13 protein-coding genes are annotated in these 17,451 nt (G+C 62.4%); 8 read left to right on the forward strand and 5 right to left on the reverse strand.

Features of this window, described 5'->3' with window-relative positions:
• Positions 1-218 precede the first annotated feature (218 nt).
• The 4 genes from GSQ77_RS25815 (at position 219) to GSQ77_RS25825 (ending at position 4,329) form a co-directional block, all read left to right on the forward strand.
• Entirely contained in the window at positions 219-2,507 is a 2,289-nt protein-coding gene (locus GSQ77_RS25815) for a phosphocholine-specific phospholipase C (protein WP_254067791.1), read from the forward strand.
• 285 nt (positions 2,508-2,792) lie between these two features.
• Positions 2,793-2,990, forward strand: coding sequence for an AraC family ligand binding domain-containing protein (locus tag GSQ77_RS30025; protein WP_367889694.1), 198 nt, complete (start codon positions 2,793-2,795; stop codon positions 2,988-2,990).
• Positions 2,991-3,005: 15 nt separating this feature from the next.
• On the forward strand, positions 3,006-3,614 hold the full coding sequence (locus GSQ77_RS25820; protein ID WP_158906145.1) for an NIPSNAP family protein: 609 nt from the start codon (positions 3,006-3,008) through the stop codon (positions 3,612-3,614).
• A gap of 100 nt (positions 3,615-3,714) precedes the next feature.
• A complete protein-coding gene (locus GSQ77_RS25825) occupies positions 3,715-4,329 on the forward strand; it encodes a pyridoxamine 5'-phosphate oxidase family protein (protein ID WP_158906604.1) in 615 nt (204 codons plus the stop codon).
• 15 nt (positions 4,330-4,344) lie between these two features.
• Here GSQ77_RS25825 and GSQ77_RS25830 read toward each other — a convergent pair whose 3' ends face one another.
• The 3 genes from GSQ77_RS25830 to GSQ77_RS29225 all read right to left on the reverse strand — a co-directional run bounded on the left by GSQ77_RS25830 (position 4,345) and on the right by GSQ77_RS29225 (position 6,821).
• On the reverse strand, positions 4,345-4,803 hold the full coding sequence (locus GSQ77_RS25830) for a GNAT family N-acetyltransferase (RefSeq protein WP_158906147.1): 459 nt from the start codon (positions 4,801-4,803) through the stop codon (positions 4,345-4,347).
• 92 nt (positions 4,804-4,895) lie between these two features.
• A complete protein-coding gene (locus GSQ77_RS25835; protein WP_158906149.1) occupies positions 4,896-5,903 on the reverse strand; it encodes an MDR family oxidoreductase in 1,008 nt (335 codons plus the stop codon).
• Positions 5,904-6,197: 294 nt separating this feature from the next.
• Positions 6,198-6,821 (reverse strand): LysE family translocator, encoded by a 624-nt coding sequence (locus tag GSQ77_RS29225; protein WP_174246494.1) that lies wholly within the window; start codon positions 6,819-6,821, stop codon positions 6,198-6,200.
• 124 nt (positions 6,822-6,945) lie between these two features.
• On the opposite strand from GSQ77_RS29225, the gene GSQ77_RS25845 reads away from it, so the two are divergent.
• The gene (locus GSQ77_RS25845) at positions 6,946-7,404 is read left to right on the forward strand and encodes an Lrp/AsnC family transcriptional regulator (protein ID WP_158906153.1); all 459 of its coding nucleotides are present in this window, start codon (positions 6,946-6,948) and stop codon (positions 7,402-7,404) included.
• On the opposite strand, the gene GSQ77_RS25850 is transcribed toward GSQ77_RS25845, so the two are convergent.
• The gene (locus GSQ77_RS25850; RefSeq protein WP_158906155.1) at positions 7,401-8,567 is read right to left on the reverse strand and encodes a glycosyltransferase family 9 protein; all 1,167 of its coding nucleotides are present in this window, start codon (positions 8,565-8,567) and stop codon (positions 7,401-7,403) included. The two genes, GSQ77_RS25845 and GSQ77_RS25850, sit on opposite strands and share 4 nt — an antisense overlap.
• Positions 8,564-10,663 (reverse strand): tetratricopeptide repeat-containing sulfotransferase family protein, encoded by a 2,100-nt coding sequence (locus GSQ77_RS25855; RefSeq protein WP_158906157.1) that lies wholly within the window; start codon positions 10,661-10,663, stop codon positions 8,564-8,566. Before GSQ77_RS25855 ends, GSQ77_RS25850 begins: the two co-directional genes overlap by 4 nt.
• 197 nt (positions 10,664-10,860) lie before the next feature.
• On the opposite strand from GSQ77_RS25855, the gene GSQ77_RS25860 reads away from it, so the two are divergent.
• The 3 genes from GSQ77_RS25860 (at position 10,861) to GSQ77_RS25870 (ending at position 17,197) form a co-directional block, all read left to right on the forward strand.
• Positions 10,861-12,447 carry an efflux transporter outer membrane subunit gene (locus GSQ77_RS25860; RefSeq protein ID WP_254067792.1) on the forward strand — a complete coding sequence of 529 codons (1,587 nt, stop codon included), beginning with the start codon at positions 10,861-10,863 and terminating at the stop codon, positions 12,445-12,447.
• 75 nt (positions 12,448-12,522) lie between these two features.
• Positions 12,523-13,818, forward strand: coding sequence for an efflux RND transporter periplasmic adaptor subunit (locus GSQ77_RS25865; protein ID WP_158906159.1), 1,296 nt, complete (start codon positions 12,523-12,525; stop codon positions 13,816-13,818).
• A 10-nt stretch (positions 13,819-13,828) separates the two neighbouring features.
• Positions 13,829-17,197: an efflux RND transporter permease subunit gene (locus tag GSQ77_RS25870; protein ID WP_158906161.1), complete on the forward strand. Its 3,369-nt coding sequence runs from the start codon at positions 13,829-13,831 to the stop codon at positions 17,195-17,197.
• The last annotated feature ends 254 nt before the right edge of the window (positions 17,198-17,451 follow it).

A 17,451-nucleotide genomic window follows, 5' to 3' on the forward strand; every position in this document is an offset into this window, starting at 1 on the left:
TTGAGAAATATTCAAATATTGAAAAATATTTGATAAATAAACTTCATTTACCTGTCACGAACGGCTCGTAATCTACGTAGCAGATCGGGCGTGGTGGCGTCCCCCCAGCGCCGAGCACGACAGCGTTCCCGGTCCTGACTGCGCCCCGTAATCCACCGGCAGCACACGCCGGCTCCGAATACTGGGTGCTGCCCGTCCCCACTATGTCGAGACACGTAATGAAAGATATCGAACACAACGACGACAACCCGACCCCGTCCATGCAGCACAACGACTCGCGCCGCAACTTCCTGCGCCGCTCGGCAGGAGCCGCCGGCGCGCTGGCCGCCACCACGATCATGCCGGCGTCGATTCGCAAGGCGCTTGCGATTCCCGCCAACTACCGGTCTGGCACGATCCAGGACATCAAGCACGTGGTGATCCTGATGCAGGAAAACCGCTCGTTCGACCACTACTTCGGCACACTCAAGGGGGTGCGCGGCTTTGGCGATCGCTTCCCGGTCACGCTGCCTGGCGGCCAGACGGTGTGGCAGCAGGCGTCGACGGCGCCGGGCGCCAGCCCCGTCAACTTAATCCCGCCGTTTCACCTCAACACAGCGACGATGAACGCGATGGGCGTCAACGACTGCCCGCACGACTATCCGAGTGGGCAGGCGGCGTGGAGCCAGGGGCAGTTTGGCCACTGGCCGTACTGGAAGTCGCAGTACTCGATGGGCTATTACGAGCGCGCGGATATCCCGTTCCACTTCGCGCTGGCCGAAGCCTTCACGCTCTGCGACGCGTACCACTGCCAGCTGACGGGGCCGACCGACCCGAACCGCATCGCGTTCTTCTCGGGGTCGAACTTCAATCCGCAGCTTGCCAGCAGCGGCGTCAACTCGACCGACGGGAACGCCGAAGCGACCAACGTGCGCTGCTCGGTAGGGGGCACGATCTCGGCCGCGACCCCGCAGTACAAGTACAGCGGTACGGGGTTCACGTGGCCGACGCTGCCGGAACTGCTGCAGCAGGCTGGCGTCACGTGGAAGATCTACCAGGACCCGAACAACAACTGGAACGGTCTGCTGCACGGTTGCCTCGCGTTCGAAAGCTTCCGCACTGCGCAGCCGGGCTCGGTCATCTACAACAATGGGATGACCGGCGGCCCCGATTTCCTGACGTCGTTCGCGAACGACGTGCAGAGTGGCGCGCTGCCGCAGGTCTCGTGGATCTTACCGACACCGAACGTCTCCGAGCACCCGAGCTACTTCCCGAGCGACGGCGCGAACTTCGTCTCGCAGGTGCTGGACGCGCTGACTGCTAACCCCGAAGTCTGGAGCCAGACCGCGTTCTTCATCGCCTACGACGAGGAAGACGGGCAATTCGATCACGCTCTGCACCCGGCAGTGCCGTCCTACGACGCGGGCGGCAACGTGATGGGCGGCTCCACGCTGCCGTTGGCCGGCGAATATTTCGCGACGACGCCGGCACTCTACGCCAACTATCTGGAATCCACTGACACGATCAGCGGTTCCGTGCGCCCGTGGGGGCTCGGCGGGCGCGTGCCGATGTTCGTCATCTCGCCGTGGAGCGCCGGCGGCTGGGTCAACTCGCAGGTGTTCTCGCATACGTCGATGTCGATGTTCCTGGAGAAGCGCTTCGGCATCACGGTGCCGAACGTGAGCCCGTGGAACCGTGCGATCGCCGGTGACCTGACCAGCTGCTTCGACTTCAAGCGTCCGGACCCCAGCGCGTCCACGTATTCGAGGCTGCCGAGCACGGCCAACACCGCGGCCTTCGACGCCGCGCAGCGAGCGCTGCCGGCTGCCGTCGCACCAAGCACGTCCGAGCCGCTGTTCCAGGAGCCAGGCTACCGGCCGTCGCGCGCGCTGCCTTATGAACTGGACACGAGCACGCGTGTCTCCCCGAACGGCGCGATCGAACTGCTGTTCAAGAACACCGGCAAGCAGGGCGCGGTATTCCACGTCTACGACCAGAACAACCTGGGCACGATCCCGCGGCGCTATACCGTCGAGGCTGGCAAGCAACTGAAGGACAACCCATGGATCGGTGACGCCAAGGGCAACTACAACCTGTGGGTGTACGGACCGAACGGATTCGTGCGTCAGTTCAGCGGCAACACGGTCACCGGCGCGCAATTGGAAATGGAGCTCCGCTACGACGCCGAAAGGGGGGCGTTGGACGCGACGTTCACCAACAGCGGCGAGAAAGACGTGCGGGTCACGCTGACGGACAATGCGTACGCGAGCGCGCACATCCGCCCGCAGACACTGGAGGTGCCGGGCCGCAGATCGGCCGAACACCGTTGGGAAGTGGCGGATTTCGGCAACTGGTACGACTTCACGGCCACGGCGACGGATTTCACGAGGCGCATCGCGGGCCGAGTCGAGACTGGCCAGCCGAGCATCAGCGATCCGGCGATGGGCAACGGTTTTTCTCCCCAGTCCAGGGCCACAACCGTTAGCGATTCAGCGCAGGGGGCAACGTCTGATCGTGAACTAGCGTAAAGGCAACGGCCATCAGCGTGCTGCGAGGTACGTTGATGGCCGGTGAACAGAGATCACGGCCATTGGATTGGATAGGCACGCATCGCAGTGACGGGTCGGCGGCAGCCGGCCAGAATCATACATTCGCCATCGGCGATCCGATTTGAGTCAGTGCAGACCAAAAGGAAGCTGGGATAATGAAGCCGTCACGGCACAACTTTCGGGGCTAATCTGAAGGCGGCGGCGAACCGGAGGTGAGTTATCCCCGAAGAAGTCCAGTATAGTCACTCAACCGACATCCCCGGCTTGATCCTTAGCACGGCTCTGTTTGTCGAATTTCGCTTTGAGCCGCACTATCATCTCGACTGCCATATCGCACTCGTTACGAGCGGAGTGCAACGTCAATCGTTCCATGGGGAATCCCCGTTGCTCACGCGTGGCGCAATTTTCCCCCTTCGACCCCTCTCATCGAGCGGTGAGCGGAGGGAGTTTCATCCAGCTTAATCATTGGAACATGCCATGCTATATGAACTCACTACGCTTGCCTGCGCGCCGCTCACTGAGGGGGCTGTGGCCGCTTCAGCGCGCGACTGGATAGCGCAAGGCGCTGGCCGGTTACTGGGCGTTTGGCGTACCGAAATCGGCGACCTTTTCCAAGTCAAACTGCTACGCCAGTTCGATACCGCAGATGCGCTTGAGGAAGAGCGCCTCCGCGCGCTTATGGCTCCAGCGCCGTTCGGAATCTCTGATCCCGCTATACGACTGGACATGGAACGCTATGCGCGGTTTCCCTTTTTACCAGAGGTCGAGCCGGCGACGTTCGGAAGCTTCTACGAGTTCAGGACCTATTTCCTGAAGCCGGGTGGTCTTACGCCGACCCTGAACAGCTGGCGAGACGCCATCGCGCCCGCAGGCGATTACACACGACATCTAGTGGTCAATATGTACGCGTTGGATGGGCCACCACGCATCACACATATCTGGGGATTTTCCAGCTTGGAAGAGCGCGCTGCGCTGCGCACACGCCACTACGCCGACGGCCTGTGGCCGCCGAAGAACGCCCCTCAGCAAATCGCGAAAGCGACATCGACGATTTGCATACCGGAACCTTATTCGCCGTTGCGCTGAAAAAATCAAATGACCCGACCGCGGCTATCATTGCATTGACTGTTTTGATGGCATCGCCCTTGATATACTGGAGCGCCAAATGGCCGAGGGAGTTCGCCCGATGGAACACGTCATCTCCAATGTGGAGCAGCTGGAAGCCATTTACGGCAAGCCGGGCGAGCGTGCGCTCTGGAAGGAGATCGATCATTTGAATGACGACTATTGCGCGTTCGTGAAAGCATCGCCGTTCGTCATTCTCGCTTCGATTGGTAGCGAAGGCTCCGACTGCTCGCCCAAGGGCGACCCAGCCGGCTTCGTCACTATTCTGGATAAGCGGACGCTTGCCATCCCCGATCGTCCGGGCAACAACCGGATCGACAACCTGCGCAACATCGTCACCGATCCGCGGGTGTCGTTGTTGTTCCTCATCCCAGGCAATGGCGAAACGCTCCGTGTCAACGGTCTCGCGCATATCTCTACCGATCCTGAACTGCTCACGTCATGCAAAATCAAGGGCAAGTTGCCGCGCACGGTCATCGTGGTCAGGATCCAGGCTGCCTATTTCCACTGTGCAAAGGCAATCGTACGCTCTGACCTGTGGAACCCGGCGACGCATGTATCGCGCGACAGTTTGCCGAGTGCCGGTCAAATGCACCGTCGGCTAACTGGGGGCTCGTTTGACAGCGAGACGTATGACCGCCAACTACCTGATCGCACGATTGCCGAACTTTACTGATGGTGATCACGCTAGCTACAAGATGAGCTTGTAGCCCTCATGGCTCGCAACGAAGCCAAGTTTTTCATAGAAACGGTGCGCGTCAGGGCGGGCCTTGTCCGTTGTCAGTTGGACTAATTTGCAACCGCGTAATCTGCACTCGGAGATCGCCCATTCGAACAGCTGCTGGCCTATCCCCGTGCTACGGAAGGGCGCAGCGATTCGAACCGCTTCGATCTGCCCGCGCCACGCGCCCCTTCGAGCGACCCCTGGTATGAACGAAATTTGCAGTGTGCCAATCACTGCTTCTCCATCTATGGCGACTACGAGACGCTGGTTCCGGTCAGCTTCTATTGCTTTAAAAGCGGCAACATACCTTTCGTCCAAGGGTGAGCTAACGGTCTCTCGTTGGCTGCCAAGCTCATCGTCCACCAACAATGCAACAATTGCAGGTAGGTCCTCAAGTAGCGCCGTTCGGAAAATGATGTGATGCATGTCTTAACCGTGAGTAGTGGGGTTTGATCGATAGCGGCCAATGGATACGCAAGCACTCGCAATCGGACTTATGTAGTGTCCCAATGGCTCGATCACGTACCCAGACGAATATCGACCACAGTCCGACCGCTCAGCTTGCCAGCCATCAACTGCGCGGCCGCCGCGGGCACATCGCGCAACGCAATCACGCGGGTGAGTTCTGCTAGCTTGCCTCGATCGAGATCGCTCGCAAGTCGATCCCACGCGGCCTGCCGACGCTCGATTGGACACATGACCGAGTCGATGCCCAACAGCCTCACCCCGCGCAGGATAAACGGCGCGACGCTCGCCGGAAAATCCATGCCTTGAGCGAGGCCACACGCCGTCACTACGCCACCGTATTTCATTTGCGCGCAGGCGTTGGCCAGTGTGTGAGAACCGACCGAATCGATAACCGCGGCCCAGCGTTCCTTTTGCAAAGGCTTACCAGGCGCCGAAATGCTCTCTCGATCAACAATGCTCGCCGCGCCGAGACGCTTCAGGAACTCTGCCTGCTCCGGCTTGCCCGTCGACGCGACAACGGTGTATCCCCAACTGCTCAATATCGACACCGCGACGCTGCCTACACCGCCGCTCGCGCCGGTCACGAGTATTTCGCCGTCGCCGGGCTTGACGCCGGCGGTCTCCACGGCGAGACAGGACAACATGGCCGTATAACCCGCCGTGCCGATCGCCATCGTTTCTGCCGTGGAGAATTCCCGCGGCACCGCGATCAGCCAATCGGCTTTGAGGCGCGCTTTCTCCGCCAGACAACCCCAATGCGTTTCACCAAGGCCCCACCCGTTGACGAGCACCGTATCGCCAACGCTCCAGCGTGAGTCGGTCGATGCGATGACTTCGCCCGCGCCATCGACCCCGGCTACCATCGGCCATCCGCGCACGACCGGGCCGCGGTTCGTAATCGCGAGGGCATCTTTGTAGTTAAGCGTTGAATGAGCGATACGAACAAGCACCTCGCCAGTCGCCAGCGAATTCTCGTCTAGCGTCTGGTCGTCAAGTTCAGTCACGTCGGCAGAGAAGCTGTGCTCATCCTTTTGCAAATATAGGGCTGAGAAAGTCATGTCTTTTGTCTCCGTCGCTGGTTGATTGCTTATGCTACGCCGGGAAAGACGGGCGTGCGCTTCCGCAAGAATGCTTCGACGCCTTTGCGAGCGTCGGCCTGCGTTTCCAATTAGCACGGTGCGTGATCCCGCAATCGCGATTCCCTTACTGAGCGCCGCGCAGGACCTTAGCCATTTCGGTCGTGGGCCCCCAACCTAGCTTCTCATAGAGCGGCCGCCCCGTCGCCGTCGAATACAAAACCGCATACTGGAGCCGCATCACCTTGATGCGCGTTGTTGATATCGTATGCGGCGTCAGGCTTTGGCGAATGCGGTCAGCGCTCCTGCGGCGATCAATACGATGCCGGTTGCCCGGCCCGCGGCATTGGCCCATCTACGATTGGTAGCAACCCCCTGGCTCTTCGCGCCGAGCCACGCATAGAACGAATACGAGCCGAGGTCGAGCACCACGGTGGTCATGCCGAAGATCAGCATTTGAAACCAGATCGGCCGGTGCACGTCAACGAACTGCGGCAGCAGCGCGACGAAAAAGAGCAGTGCTTTCGGGTTGGACAACTCAATCATCAGGCCCTGGCTCAACGCGCGCGGGCCACTAACTGGCGCGCCTCCTGCCGGTTTGATGGTCAGCGCGCTCGACCGGTTGAATAGCGCCCGAATGCCGAGATACACGAGATAAGCCACGCCGGCCCATTTCACCGCATTGAACACGGTGTGGCTCGCGACGACCAGAGCCGCGAGGCCGGTCGCCGACAAGGCGAAGTAAATCGCATTGGCGAGCGCGATGCCAGCGATGGCCCAGTAGCTGCGGCGCACTCCCTTGGAAATGCCTTGGGCGACCACGAGGAGGGCTGCGACGCCGGGTGTCAGGCAGACGAGACCCGTCGTTGCGATGAAAAGTAGCCAGATTTTCAGATGCATATCGACACCGCGAAATAGTTAGATTAACTTATAATATATCGCGCTATTACGCGTTTTCTAATAGGCATTCAACGGGGTTTTTCGAGAAAACACTATCGTTGATCGGATTTATCGGGGTTTTCCAATGAATACCAAAGTTGACCATCACGACCGAAAAATCCTGGAGCTTTTGCAGCAGGACGCGCGCGTATCTCATGCGGAAATTGGGCGGCGCGTACACCTCAGCCAGCCTGCTGTGTCTGAGCGAATCAAGCGACTGGAGGCGCAGGGCGTGATCGCAGGCTATCGCGCGTGGGTCGATCCGGCGAAACTCGGTTACACGATCACCGCAATGGTCCGTGTGCAGACGCAAGCGGGGCGGCCGTATGAAGCGTTTGTGCGGGAGTGCCCTGAGATCGTCGAATGTCATACGGTGACAGGCGACGATTGCGCGGTGCTGCGCGTGCTGGCGACCGACGTACAGCATTTGCAGCGCATTGTTGATGCACTGAACACATACGGCAGGACCTCGACGGCGATCGTGCTGTCGACGCTGGTTGCGCACAAACCGGTCAGGCCGCCACTACAGGACGAGTCGGTCTAGGATTGCCCTTTTGCAGGTAGTTCTGCCGCCATCGCGGCCATCACGCTGCCCCAATCGCCACGCGACGCCTGACGGAACAGCCGTGTCGCGGGGTACCACGGTGTGTCGTGACGCTCGAGCAGCCAGCGCCAGTCCGGCACGAACGGCAGCATGACCCACACCGGGCGCCCCAGCGCACCGGCCAGATGAACCGGCGCGGAATCCACCGAGATCAGAAGATCGGCGATGCTGAGAATCGCAGCGGTATCCTCGAAATCGCTGATTTCATCGCTCAACGACACGAGCGACATCCCCGCCGGTGGGTCGCCGGCCTGAACCTCGGCGGGTCCTTTCTGGATCGACAGGAACGTCACGTCGGGTCGCGCCAACGGTGCGAGTTGGGCCAGTGTCAACGAGCGGTTCACGTCGTTGAAATGAGTCGGCCGCCCGGCCCACACCAGCGCGACGAGCGGGCGCGGCAGATCCGCGAGCCGCTGCCGCCATTTCGCGACGCGCTGTGGATCGGCCGACAGGTAGGGCATCGCGCCGGGCAGATCGGTCAGCTTCAGGCCCATCGCCATCGGCAGGTTCATCATTTCGCAGTGAACGTCGAATGCGGGCGGCAGGCTGCCGCGCACCACAATTTCGTCGAAGCCTTCGCTGCGTTGTGCAAGCGACAGCGTTTGCGCGTTCACCTCTAGAATTACGCGCGCCCCGCTGCGCGCTTTGGCCCAGGGCACCATGCGCATGAACTGGAATGTGTCGCCGAAGCCCTGTTCGTCATGAATGAGCAGGGTCTTGCCAGCAATGGCTCGGCCGTCCCAGCGTGGCCGCTGCACCTTGCGCTCGATGCCCGTCGTGTGCGCGAGGCTGTACCGGTAGTGATATTCGCGCCAGCCGCGATCGAACTCGCCCAGCAGCAACAACGTTTCCGACAGGTCGAACCGCGTCGAGAAATCGCCAGGCGCGTGCGCTACCAGCATCTCCTGGATGGCGCGTGTTTCCGCGATGCGTCCTTGCGGACGGATCGCCGCCGCAAGCAGTTTCCACAACGCGAGCGGCCCGCTGCCCGAGGCCAGATGCATGCGCAGCAGCGCCTCGGCCTGCTCGAAGCGTGCGGCCGCAATCAGCGGCTGGACTTGGCGCTCGATGGCGGGGACATCGGGCATGCTGTTGGACATCAAGGCGCGTCGATCCCGAGCGCGGCGAGCAGGGGGCCAAGATGATCGGCGTAAGCCTGCCAGCGGCCCTTCGAGGTTTGATAGATCGGCTGGCGCACCTGGTTGACGCTCGCGGTGCGCACCACCCGCCGGTTCTCGTGAAACCTGACGCAGGCATCGTCCCAGGGCAGGCCGAGGAAATCGATGAGACGTCGTGCCTCACCCTCGAGATCGTCCACGACGGCCTCGTAATCGACTTCGATGAAACGCTCGGCGGGTAGCACCCGAGCCCAATGCGCCATGAGCTTCTGGTAGTGCCCGTAGAACTCACCCAGTTCAGTCTGGTTGTACGTGAATTGCTGTTCGCCGCCGAAGAGCTTCGTATAGCACGACAGACAGGTATCTACTGGGTCGCGCCGCGCATGGATGATGCGCGCGCCCGGCAGGATCAGTGGAATCAATCCGGCGTACATGAAATTGCCGGGCATCTTGTCGACCAGGCGTGTGCTTGCCTGCGCCAGTGGCGCGATGCGCGAGAGGTAGTCGCGTCCGAGTTGCAGCCAACGCTGGGTAGCGTCTTCGGCCGTCATCCCCAGCATCCCAGCCGGAAACAGACCGTTGCCGTCGACCACGAGGCGCAGCGCAGACAGCTCGCCAGCACCCGTCACCTGCGGGTGCGACGATACGATTTGCTCGATGAGCGTGGTGCCCGAGCGCGGCATGCCGACGATGAATACCGGCAGCTCCGACAGATCGCCCGTGCCGTGCGTTCGAGCCAACAGCTCGGGCGTGAAGGATTCGGCGATGCGCTCCATCCATCGTCCGGTCACGCCTGAATCGTAGGTAAAGCTTGCCCGTTTCAGGCGGTTGCCTGTGTCGAAGTGGTGGAAGGCCAGCGCCGGGTCCTGAATATCGAGGTACGCCTTGCCGAGCGAGAAGTGGACCGAGATCCGGTCGTGGAGCGAGCGACGCTCGCCTTCGGCAAGGCACGCTTCGAGCGCTGCGATGTCGGAGTCGCCGGCCTTGAAGGTCCGCGCATCAGCACGGCCGGTCAGCACCCGTATCGAACCGGGAAACGCCGCGAGCGCCTGGTCGAAGGCCGCCCGTGCCTCGTCCTTGCGGCCGGCTTCCATCAATAGCGTCGCACGCCCGACCAACGCTTCCTCAGCCACTGTGCCGGGGAGCTGAGCAGCCTGTTCGAACTGATCAAGCGCTTCGTCAGTCTGCCCAAGGGCTTGGAGCACCATGGCGAGCGTGTTGCGCGCCTCGGCGCTGTTCGGCGTCAGCGACACCGCTTCGCGGGCGAAGGCGAGCGCCTCGTCGAGGCGCTCGATCTGTTTAAGCGCCTTCGCGCGGGCGACCAGTGCTGCCGGATGCCGCGGCGCGAATGCCTGCAGCATGTCGAGTGCACGCAGGGCAGCGTCGTGGTGGTGGCGTGATATCTCCACCTCGGCCAGGTTCAGATACGCATCGACAAGACGCGGACTGAGTTCGATGGCCTGCAGCGCGGCGGCTGCCGCCTCGTCGTAGCTGCCCTGGGATGAGAGCAGGAATGCCAGATTGCTATGCGCCTCGGCGTATAAGGGATCCAGGGCCAGCGCCTGACGGTAATGCCGTTCGGCGCGGTCCATGCGGCCCAGGCGTCGGGATGTATTGGCGAGGTTGTTATGCGCCTGCGCCGAATCGGGCTGGAACGCAATCACGCGTTCGAGGCAGGCGAGGCTTTCTTCGAACTTGCCCGCCTCCTGTAGCAGGATGCCGAGGTTGTTCCAGCCGGACACCAGCGCCGGGTCCATGGACACGGCGCGCCGCGCGGCCTCCTCGCCTTCGGCGAGCAGGCCCTTCTGGCGACACATTTCGGCGAGATTGCTGGAATAGACGGCGGGCGCGCGCGGCGCCATGCAGGCCCGGCGCAGGTGCGCAATCGCGAGATCGAGATTGCCGTACGCGTGCGCCATCAGTCCAAGCAGGTGCAGCGCATCGGCTTGGCCCGGCCAGGCGGCCAGCACGCGCTGGCACAACTGTTCGGCCTGATCAGCCTGGCCGGCATTCCAGTACGCATAAGCACGGCCGAGCGCTTCGGGAATGCTCAGGGTTTCCTGGCTGGAGGGGGTCGACATGAGTGAAGGCAGCACACGGGGCTGTGATGGCAGAAACAGCAGATGTTACTACGCGGAATAGATCGCCGGTCGGCAGCAGGCGCTGTCTGTAGCCACGATGGAGCTTGTAATTTTTTTTTAAGGTACTTAAATATACAAACTACGTGTCGTCTCGTTGCCGGACTGGACTGCTGATCCGACAAAACAGGAGTACACGCTTGACCAGAGATTCGCGGACCCTCCCGCTCGCTTGCGAAAAAGCTACACGCTCTCGATCGCGGCGCGCGGTGCAGGGCGGCGTCGCGCTCGTCGTCGCTACGTCCCTTGCGGCGTGTATGGTCGGCCCCGACTATCGCAAGCCCGAGATCCAGGTTCCGGCAGGGTTCAAGGAAGGCGTCGACTGGCAGCGCGCCGAGGCGAATCCGCAGGCTGCGATCTCAAGCACGTGGTGGCGCATGTATGGCGACGACACGCTCAATGGTCTCGTCGCGCAGGCCTTGCAGGCAAACCAATCGATCGCAGCGGCTGAAGCCGCCTACCGCGTCGCGCTCGCAACCGTGGAGGAGAATCGCGCGGGCCTGTTTCCGATCGTCAAGGCTGGCGTGTCCGGTGCGCGTTCCGGCGGCAACGTCGGAGTGCTCCAGGGGAGTTCCGGTGCCGCGTCGGCCGGCACCGGCGTGGGCAACAGCGTGCTTGCTTCCGCGAGTGTGAGTTGGGAACTCGACTTATGGGGGCAGATAAGACGCCAGATCGAGCAAGCGAAGGCGAACGCCCAGTCGTCGGATGCGCAGCTTGCCGGCGAACGCATCTCGATCGCGGCCAGTGTCGCGACCGACTACTTCCAGTTGCGCCAGGCCGACTTCGACATTCAAGCGCTGAAGGAGCAGCAGGATATCGACAGCCGGATTCTCGTGATGACGCAAATCGGCTTCACAGAAGGACTTGCGTCCAACGACGACGTGCTTAACGCGCAGCAGACGCTCGAGATTGTGATCGCCGACCTGCAGGCGACCGAAACGACACGCGAGCAGGCTGAGCACGCGATTGCCGTGCTGACCGGCACGCCGCCGGCGTCATTTTCCATCGCCCACGATCCGGACTATCGCTTCAGTTCGCCTGTCGTGCCGTCGGCGCTGCCTTCCCAATTGCTCGAGCGGCGCTACGACGTGGTGAGTGCCGAGCGCACGGCGGCGGCGGCCAACGAGGGCATCGGCGTCGCCGAAGCGGCGTTCTATCCGTCGCTGACGCTCTCGGCCGAGGGCGGTTTCGCGCACAACACGTTGGCGCATCTGTTCACACTGCCGAGCCGCTACTGGACGCTCGGCCCCGATCTCGCGGAAACGATTTTCGACGCCGGCGCACGCACGGCCGCGGTGCACGGAGCGCGTGCCACCTACGACGAAGACGTCGCGAACTACCGCAATACAGTGCTGACGGCGTTCCAGAGCGTGGAGGACAGCCTGTCGTCGATGAATCACCTGCGCTCGCAAGCCAGCGCGTTCGCGAGCGTGTACGACAGCAACAGCCGCCTGTTCGCGAGCGAACAGGCACAGTTCGATGCCGGGGCAGTCAGCCAGCAGAACTTGCTGACGCAACGGCTGACATTGATCCAGGCGGAGCAGAGTCTGCGCGACACGCAGGCGCTGCTCGCCGAGAGTAACGTGCTGCTCGTCAAGAATCTTGGCGGCGGCTGGCAGCGCGATGACGCGGAGGTCGCGTCGGTGCCGGCCGCCGCTTCATCGGGTACCTTAGCGCCCACCTTGCAAGCACCGGTACGGCCTGCTGCAACGCAGTCCGCCGACTGACTGACATGCTGTTCCATACGATGTGGCATTGCGCGGCGTTCGCGTGTGCCGGCCTCAAGCAAGAACGGAGTTCTCATGAAGTCACGTCCTCGGCGCGCGTCGCTGTCTTACCTTTGCCTGATCGTACTGGCCGCCTGCTCGAAAAGTGTGCCGCCGCCTCCACCGCCGCAGGTTGCGGTGGTGAGGGCGCAAATGCAGTCGGTGCCACTCGAGCGTCAGTTCGTCGGCCGGCTGTCGGCTTACTACAGCGCGAATGTAACGGCCCGCGTGTCCGGCGTGCTGCTGCGGCGCACCTACGCGGAAGGCACGCCAGTGCGCGCGGGGCAACTCCTGTTCGAGATCGATCCGGTCTTTTACCGCGCGCAGCTCAATAACGATCTCGCGTTGCTGGCCGAGGATCAGGCCACCTACGTCAACGACCACATCACGGCGGTGCGCAACCGCAAACTGCTGCCGGTCGGTTCGGTCTCGCAGCAGACCGTCGACAATTCCAATGCCGCCGAGCGCAGCGCGGCAGCCAAGGTCAAGGCCGACGAGGCAACCGTCGAGAGCGCGCGGGTCTCGCTCAACTACACGCGCGTGACGGCACCGATCAGCGGCATCGCAGGACAACAACAGGTGACGGCGGGCGCGGTAGTCGGCAGCAGCACGTCCGACACGGGTGGCAGCGGCACGCTGCTGACGACGGTCCAGCAGCTCGACCCGATGTACGTGAACTTCACCATCAGTTCGGCCGATCTGGCGACCCTGCAGCAGTCCCAGATCAATGGCTCGGTCAACCTGCAGCAGCAGAACAAGACCACGGTGCAGATTGGGCTGCCCAATCGTACTGCGTACGGCACTGCGGGCACGCTCGATTTCTCCGATGTGACGGTGAATGCGGCGACCGGCTCGATCAATCTGCGTGCGCTCGTTGGGAACCCGCAGCGGCGTCTGCTGCCCGGCATGTATGTGACGCTGAGCGTCAATTTCGGCCAGCAGAACAATGTTTTTCTGATTCCTCAGCAGGCAGTGCAGCGCGACACGGTGGGCGCATACGTGCTGGTGGTGGGCGCGGACGGCAAGGTGGCGCGCAAGGACGTCGAGGCGCCCAATAGCCTAGGCAACAACTGGGTCGTCACGCGCGGGTTGGCAGACGGCGACCAAGTCGTTGTGACGGGTGTGCAGATGGTGCGGGAAGGGGCACCGGCGAAGGCCGTCGCGTGGCAGCCGCCTGCGGCGGCGTCCGGTGCGTCGGCCTCGGGTGCGTCGACGGTAGCGGCTGCTTACACAGCGCCTGCAGCGCCGGCGGTGCCTGCAGCGTCGTCATCGGGCCCCGCGGTTGCGCCGGTTTCCGCTGCGTCACCGGCTTCGGCCGGCACGGCGCAGTAGGAGAGCGCTCATGCCGAGCTTCTTCATTAACCGCCCCGTCTTCGCCTGGGTCATCGCGATCCTGATCTCACTGTTCGGCATCATCTCGGTGCACGGCATGGGTATTGATTCGTATCCGGACATTGCCCCGCCGGAAGTGACCGTCACTGCCCAGTACCCGGGCGCGAGCGCGCAGACGATGGAATCGACGGTGACCCAGGTGATCGAGCAAGAGCTCACGGGCATCGACAATCTGCTGTATTTCAGTTCGAACTCGAGCTCGAATGGCCAGACGCAGATCATCCTCACGTTCGCGACGGGCACCAACCCGGACATCGCCCAGGTGCAGGTGCAGAACAAGGTCACGCTCGCCGAGCCGCTGCTGCCTTCGCAGGTCACGCAGCAAGGGGTCGTGGTGGCGAAGGCGAGCCCGGACATTTTGATGTTCGTCGCGCTGCAGTCGGACAATCCGTCGATCGATGCAGGGCGTCTGAGCGATATTCTCGCGTCACAGATCCAGCCTAACCTCGGCCGTGTGAACGGAGTCGGCAACACCACGCTGCTTGGCTCGGAGTACGCGATGCGCATCTGGCTCGACCCCGACAAGCTGCAGAGCTATGGGTTGTCGACGACTCAGGTGGTCAATGCCGTGACCGCGCAGAACGCGCAGTTCGCCGCCGGCTCGCTAGGCGCGGATCCGGCCGTGAAGGGGCAAGTATTTACGGCGACCGTGACGGGCGACAGCCTCTTTTCGACGCTCAAGCAGTTTGAGGACATCATTGTCGTCGCGAACGGCAACGGCACCACCGTCAAGCTAAGCGACGTGGCGCACATTTCGTTCGGCTCGCAGACGTATGGCGTGGCGCCGGTCTATAACGGCAAGGCGGCCGGGGGTATGGCGATTTTCCTGCTGCCGGGTGCGAATGCGCTTTCAGTTGCGAAGGCGGTAAAAGCCGAGATGGCGACGCTAGCCCGGGACTTGCCGGAGGGCGTCACGTGGAGCGTGCCATACGACACCACGCCGTTTATCACCGCGTCGATCCTCGACGTGATCCGCACGCTCGTCGAGGCGATCGTGCTGGTGTTTTTCGTGATGCTGATCTTCCTGCAGAATCTGCGGGCCACGATCATCCCGACGCTCGTGATTCCGGTCGCGTTGCTCGGGACCTTCATTGGCCTATCGGCGCTGCACTACACGCTCAACCAGTTGACGCTGTTCGGCATGGTGCTTGCGATTGGCATCGTGGTCGACGATGCGATCGTCGTGATCGAAAACGTCGAACGCATCATGACCGAGGAGCATTTAGAGCCAAGGGCGGCGACACGCAAGGCAATGGGCCAGATCACCGGCGCCATCATCGCAATCACGGTGGTGCTGTCCGCCGTCTTCATACCGTCCGCGCTGCAGCCGGGCGCGACCGGCATCATCTACGCGCAGTTCGCGCTGACGATCGCGGTATCGATGGGATTCTCCGCGTTCCTCGCCATGTCGTTTACGCCTTCGCTGTGCGCGGCGATCCTGAGGCCTGAACACGCGACGCAGAAGAACGCGGTCTACCGCTGGTTCGACCGTAGTTTCGACTGGACGACGAAAAAGTATCTCGGCCATGCCGGCCGGGCCGTGAGCCACGCGCCGCGCTGGATGGTGGTGTTTGTGCTCGTCGTGGTGCTGACGGGGTTCCTGTACACGAAGCTGCCGACCAGCTTCGTGCCCGACGAAGACCAGGGCTTCGTGCTCGCACTCATCAATCTGCCGCCGGGCTCGACGCTGCAGCGCACCGATCACGTGATGGCCGAGGTACGCGACAAGCTCTCGCAGAGTGCGATCGGCAAGGAGATCGTGGGCATTTTCCAGCCAGAAGGCTTCAGCTTTGTCGGCACGAGCGAAAACGTCGGCATGTCATTCATCAAACTGGCAGACTGGAACAAGCGCCATGACACCGCGATGAAGCTGATCCCGCAGATCAACCAGATTCTTCATAGCATTCCCGATGCGCAGATCTTTGCGGTGAATCTGCCGACTATCCGCGGGCTCAGCCAGTTCGGCGGCATCGACATGTATCTGCAGGCACGTGAGGGCCAGTCGCGCGACGAGCTTGCGCAGGCCACGCGCACGCTGCTCGCGGCTGCGACGAAGAGCCCAGTGCTGTTCGGGATTCGCCCCAACTCGCTGCCGAGCGCGCCGCAACTGGCCATCGCGGTGGACCGGACCCAGGCCCAAGCGATGGGCCTGTCGCTCACGGATGTCTACGCTACGCTCGCGACGGAGCTCGCGCCGTTTTACATCGACCAGTTCACTTACGGCGGGCGCGTGAAGCGCGTCTATATCCAGGCGGACGCGCCGTACCGGATGGGGCTCGACGCGTTCCAGCACCTGTATACGCCGAGCCTATTCACAAACGGCACCAGTACCAGCGCCGGTACCAGCATCAGCGCGATCGCGAACCAGTCGTCATCGAGCAGCGCGAGCACGTCGAACGGCTTCACGACGCCCGTCGACCCGTCGCCCGCGAACACGTCGATCAGCCCCTACAACATGGTGCCGCTTTCCAGCGTGGTAAATGCCAAGTGGGCCTTCGGGCCGACGGTGCTGCCGCGCTACAACGGCTACTCGGCGATCGAGATCGTCGGCAACCCCGCCGCGGGCTACGCGACCGGACAGGCGATCGATGTGCTGCAGAACATCGTCGACCACCAATTGCCGGTGGGCTTCGCGGCCGACTGGACCGGGCAGTCGTTCCAGGAGCTGCTGTCAGGCTCGTCGGCGGTGACGCTGCTGATGCTGTCGATCGTGGTAGTGTTCCTGTGTCTTGCCGCGCTGTATGAAAGCTGGTCTATTCCAGCTGCGGTGCTGCTCGTCGTGCCGCTGGGCATGCTCGGCATGCTGGTGTTCTGTCTTTCGTTCGGAGTTCCTAACGATATCTACTTCAAGATCGGGCTTGTGACCGTGATCGGTCTAGCGGCGAAAAATGCAATCCTGATCGTCGAGTTCGCGGTGGAGGGTCAGCAGCGTGGCATGACGCTGCGCGACGCCGTCCTGACCGCGGCGCGGCTCAGACTGCGTCCGATCCTGATGACCTCGATGGCCTTTATTCTCGGCGTGTTTCCGCTGGTTACCTCATCGGGCGCAGGCGCAGCTTCGCGTCACGAAATTGGCACCGGCGTGATCGGCGGCATGCTGTTCGCGACGTTCTTCGGTCTGCTGCTGATCCCGGTGTTCTATGTGGTCGTACGGGGACTCCTGGGCGACAAGCTCGATGAGGTGTCGCACAAGATGCCTCATCACGATCGCGACGGCGAGGACGATCACGGCAAGCACGACGGCGGGACACCGGGAGGCGGGGGCGGCGGGAGCGGCGGGAGCGGCCCAAGCCCCACTGATGAGGGCACGCCAGCCTAGAGAGCGAGCGTCAATTAGGGCCTCCCAGCAACGACGTCAGTCCCGGGAATCGCGATCGTTGGCCGGAAAGAGCGCGCCGTGGTACAGGACAGGACCGGACCGGACCCCAAACTGGCGAGGCCGAAGGGATTGGGTGGAAAGGGCGAGCAAGGCCCAACCCGGAAGAGCGTTTTGACGCCGGTTACAACGCGTGCTTTAATGGTTAAATGAAGTTCGCAGCTGCCGCGACACAACGTCCTCCAAATGTAGTTCAT

Origin of the sequence: Burkholderia sp. L27(2015), assembly GCF_009765705.1 — a bacterium.
Classification (GTDB): Bacteria; Pseudomonadota; Gammaproteobacteria; order Burkholderiales; family Burkholderiaceae; genus LMUX01.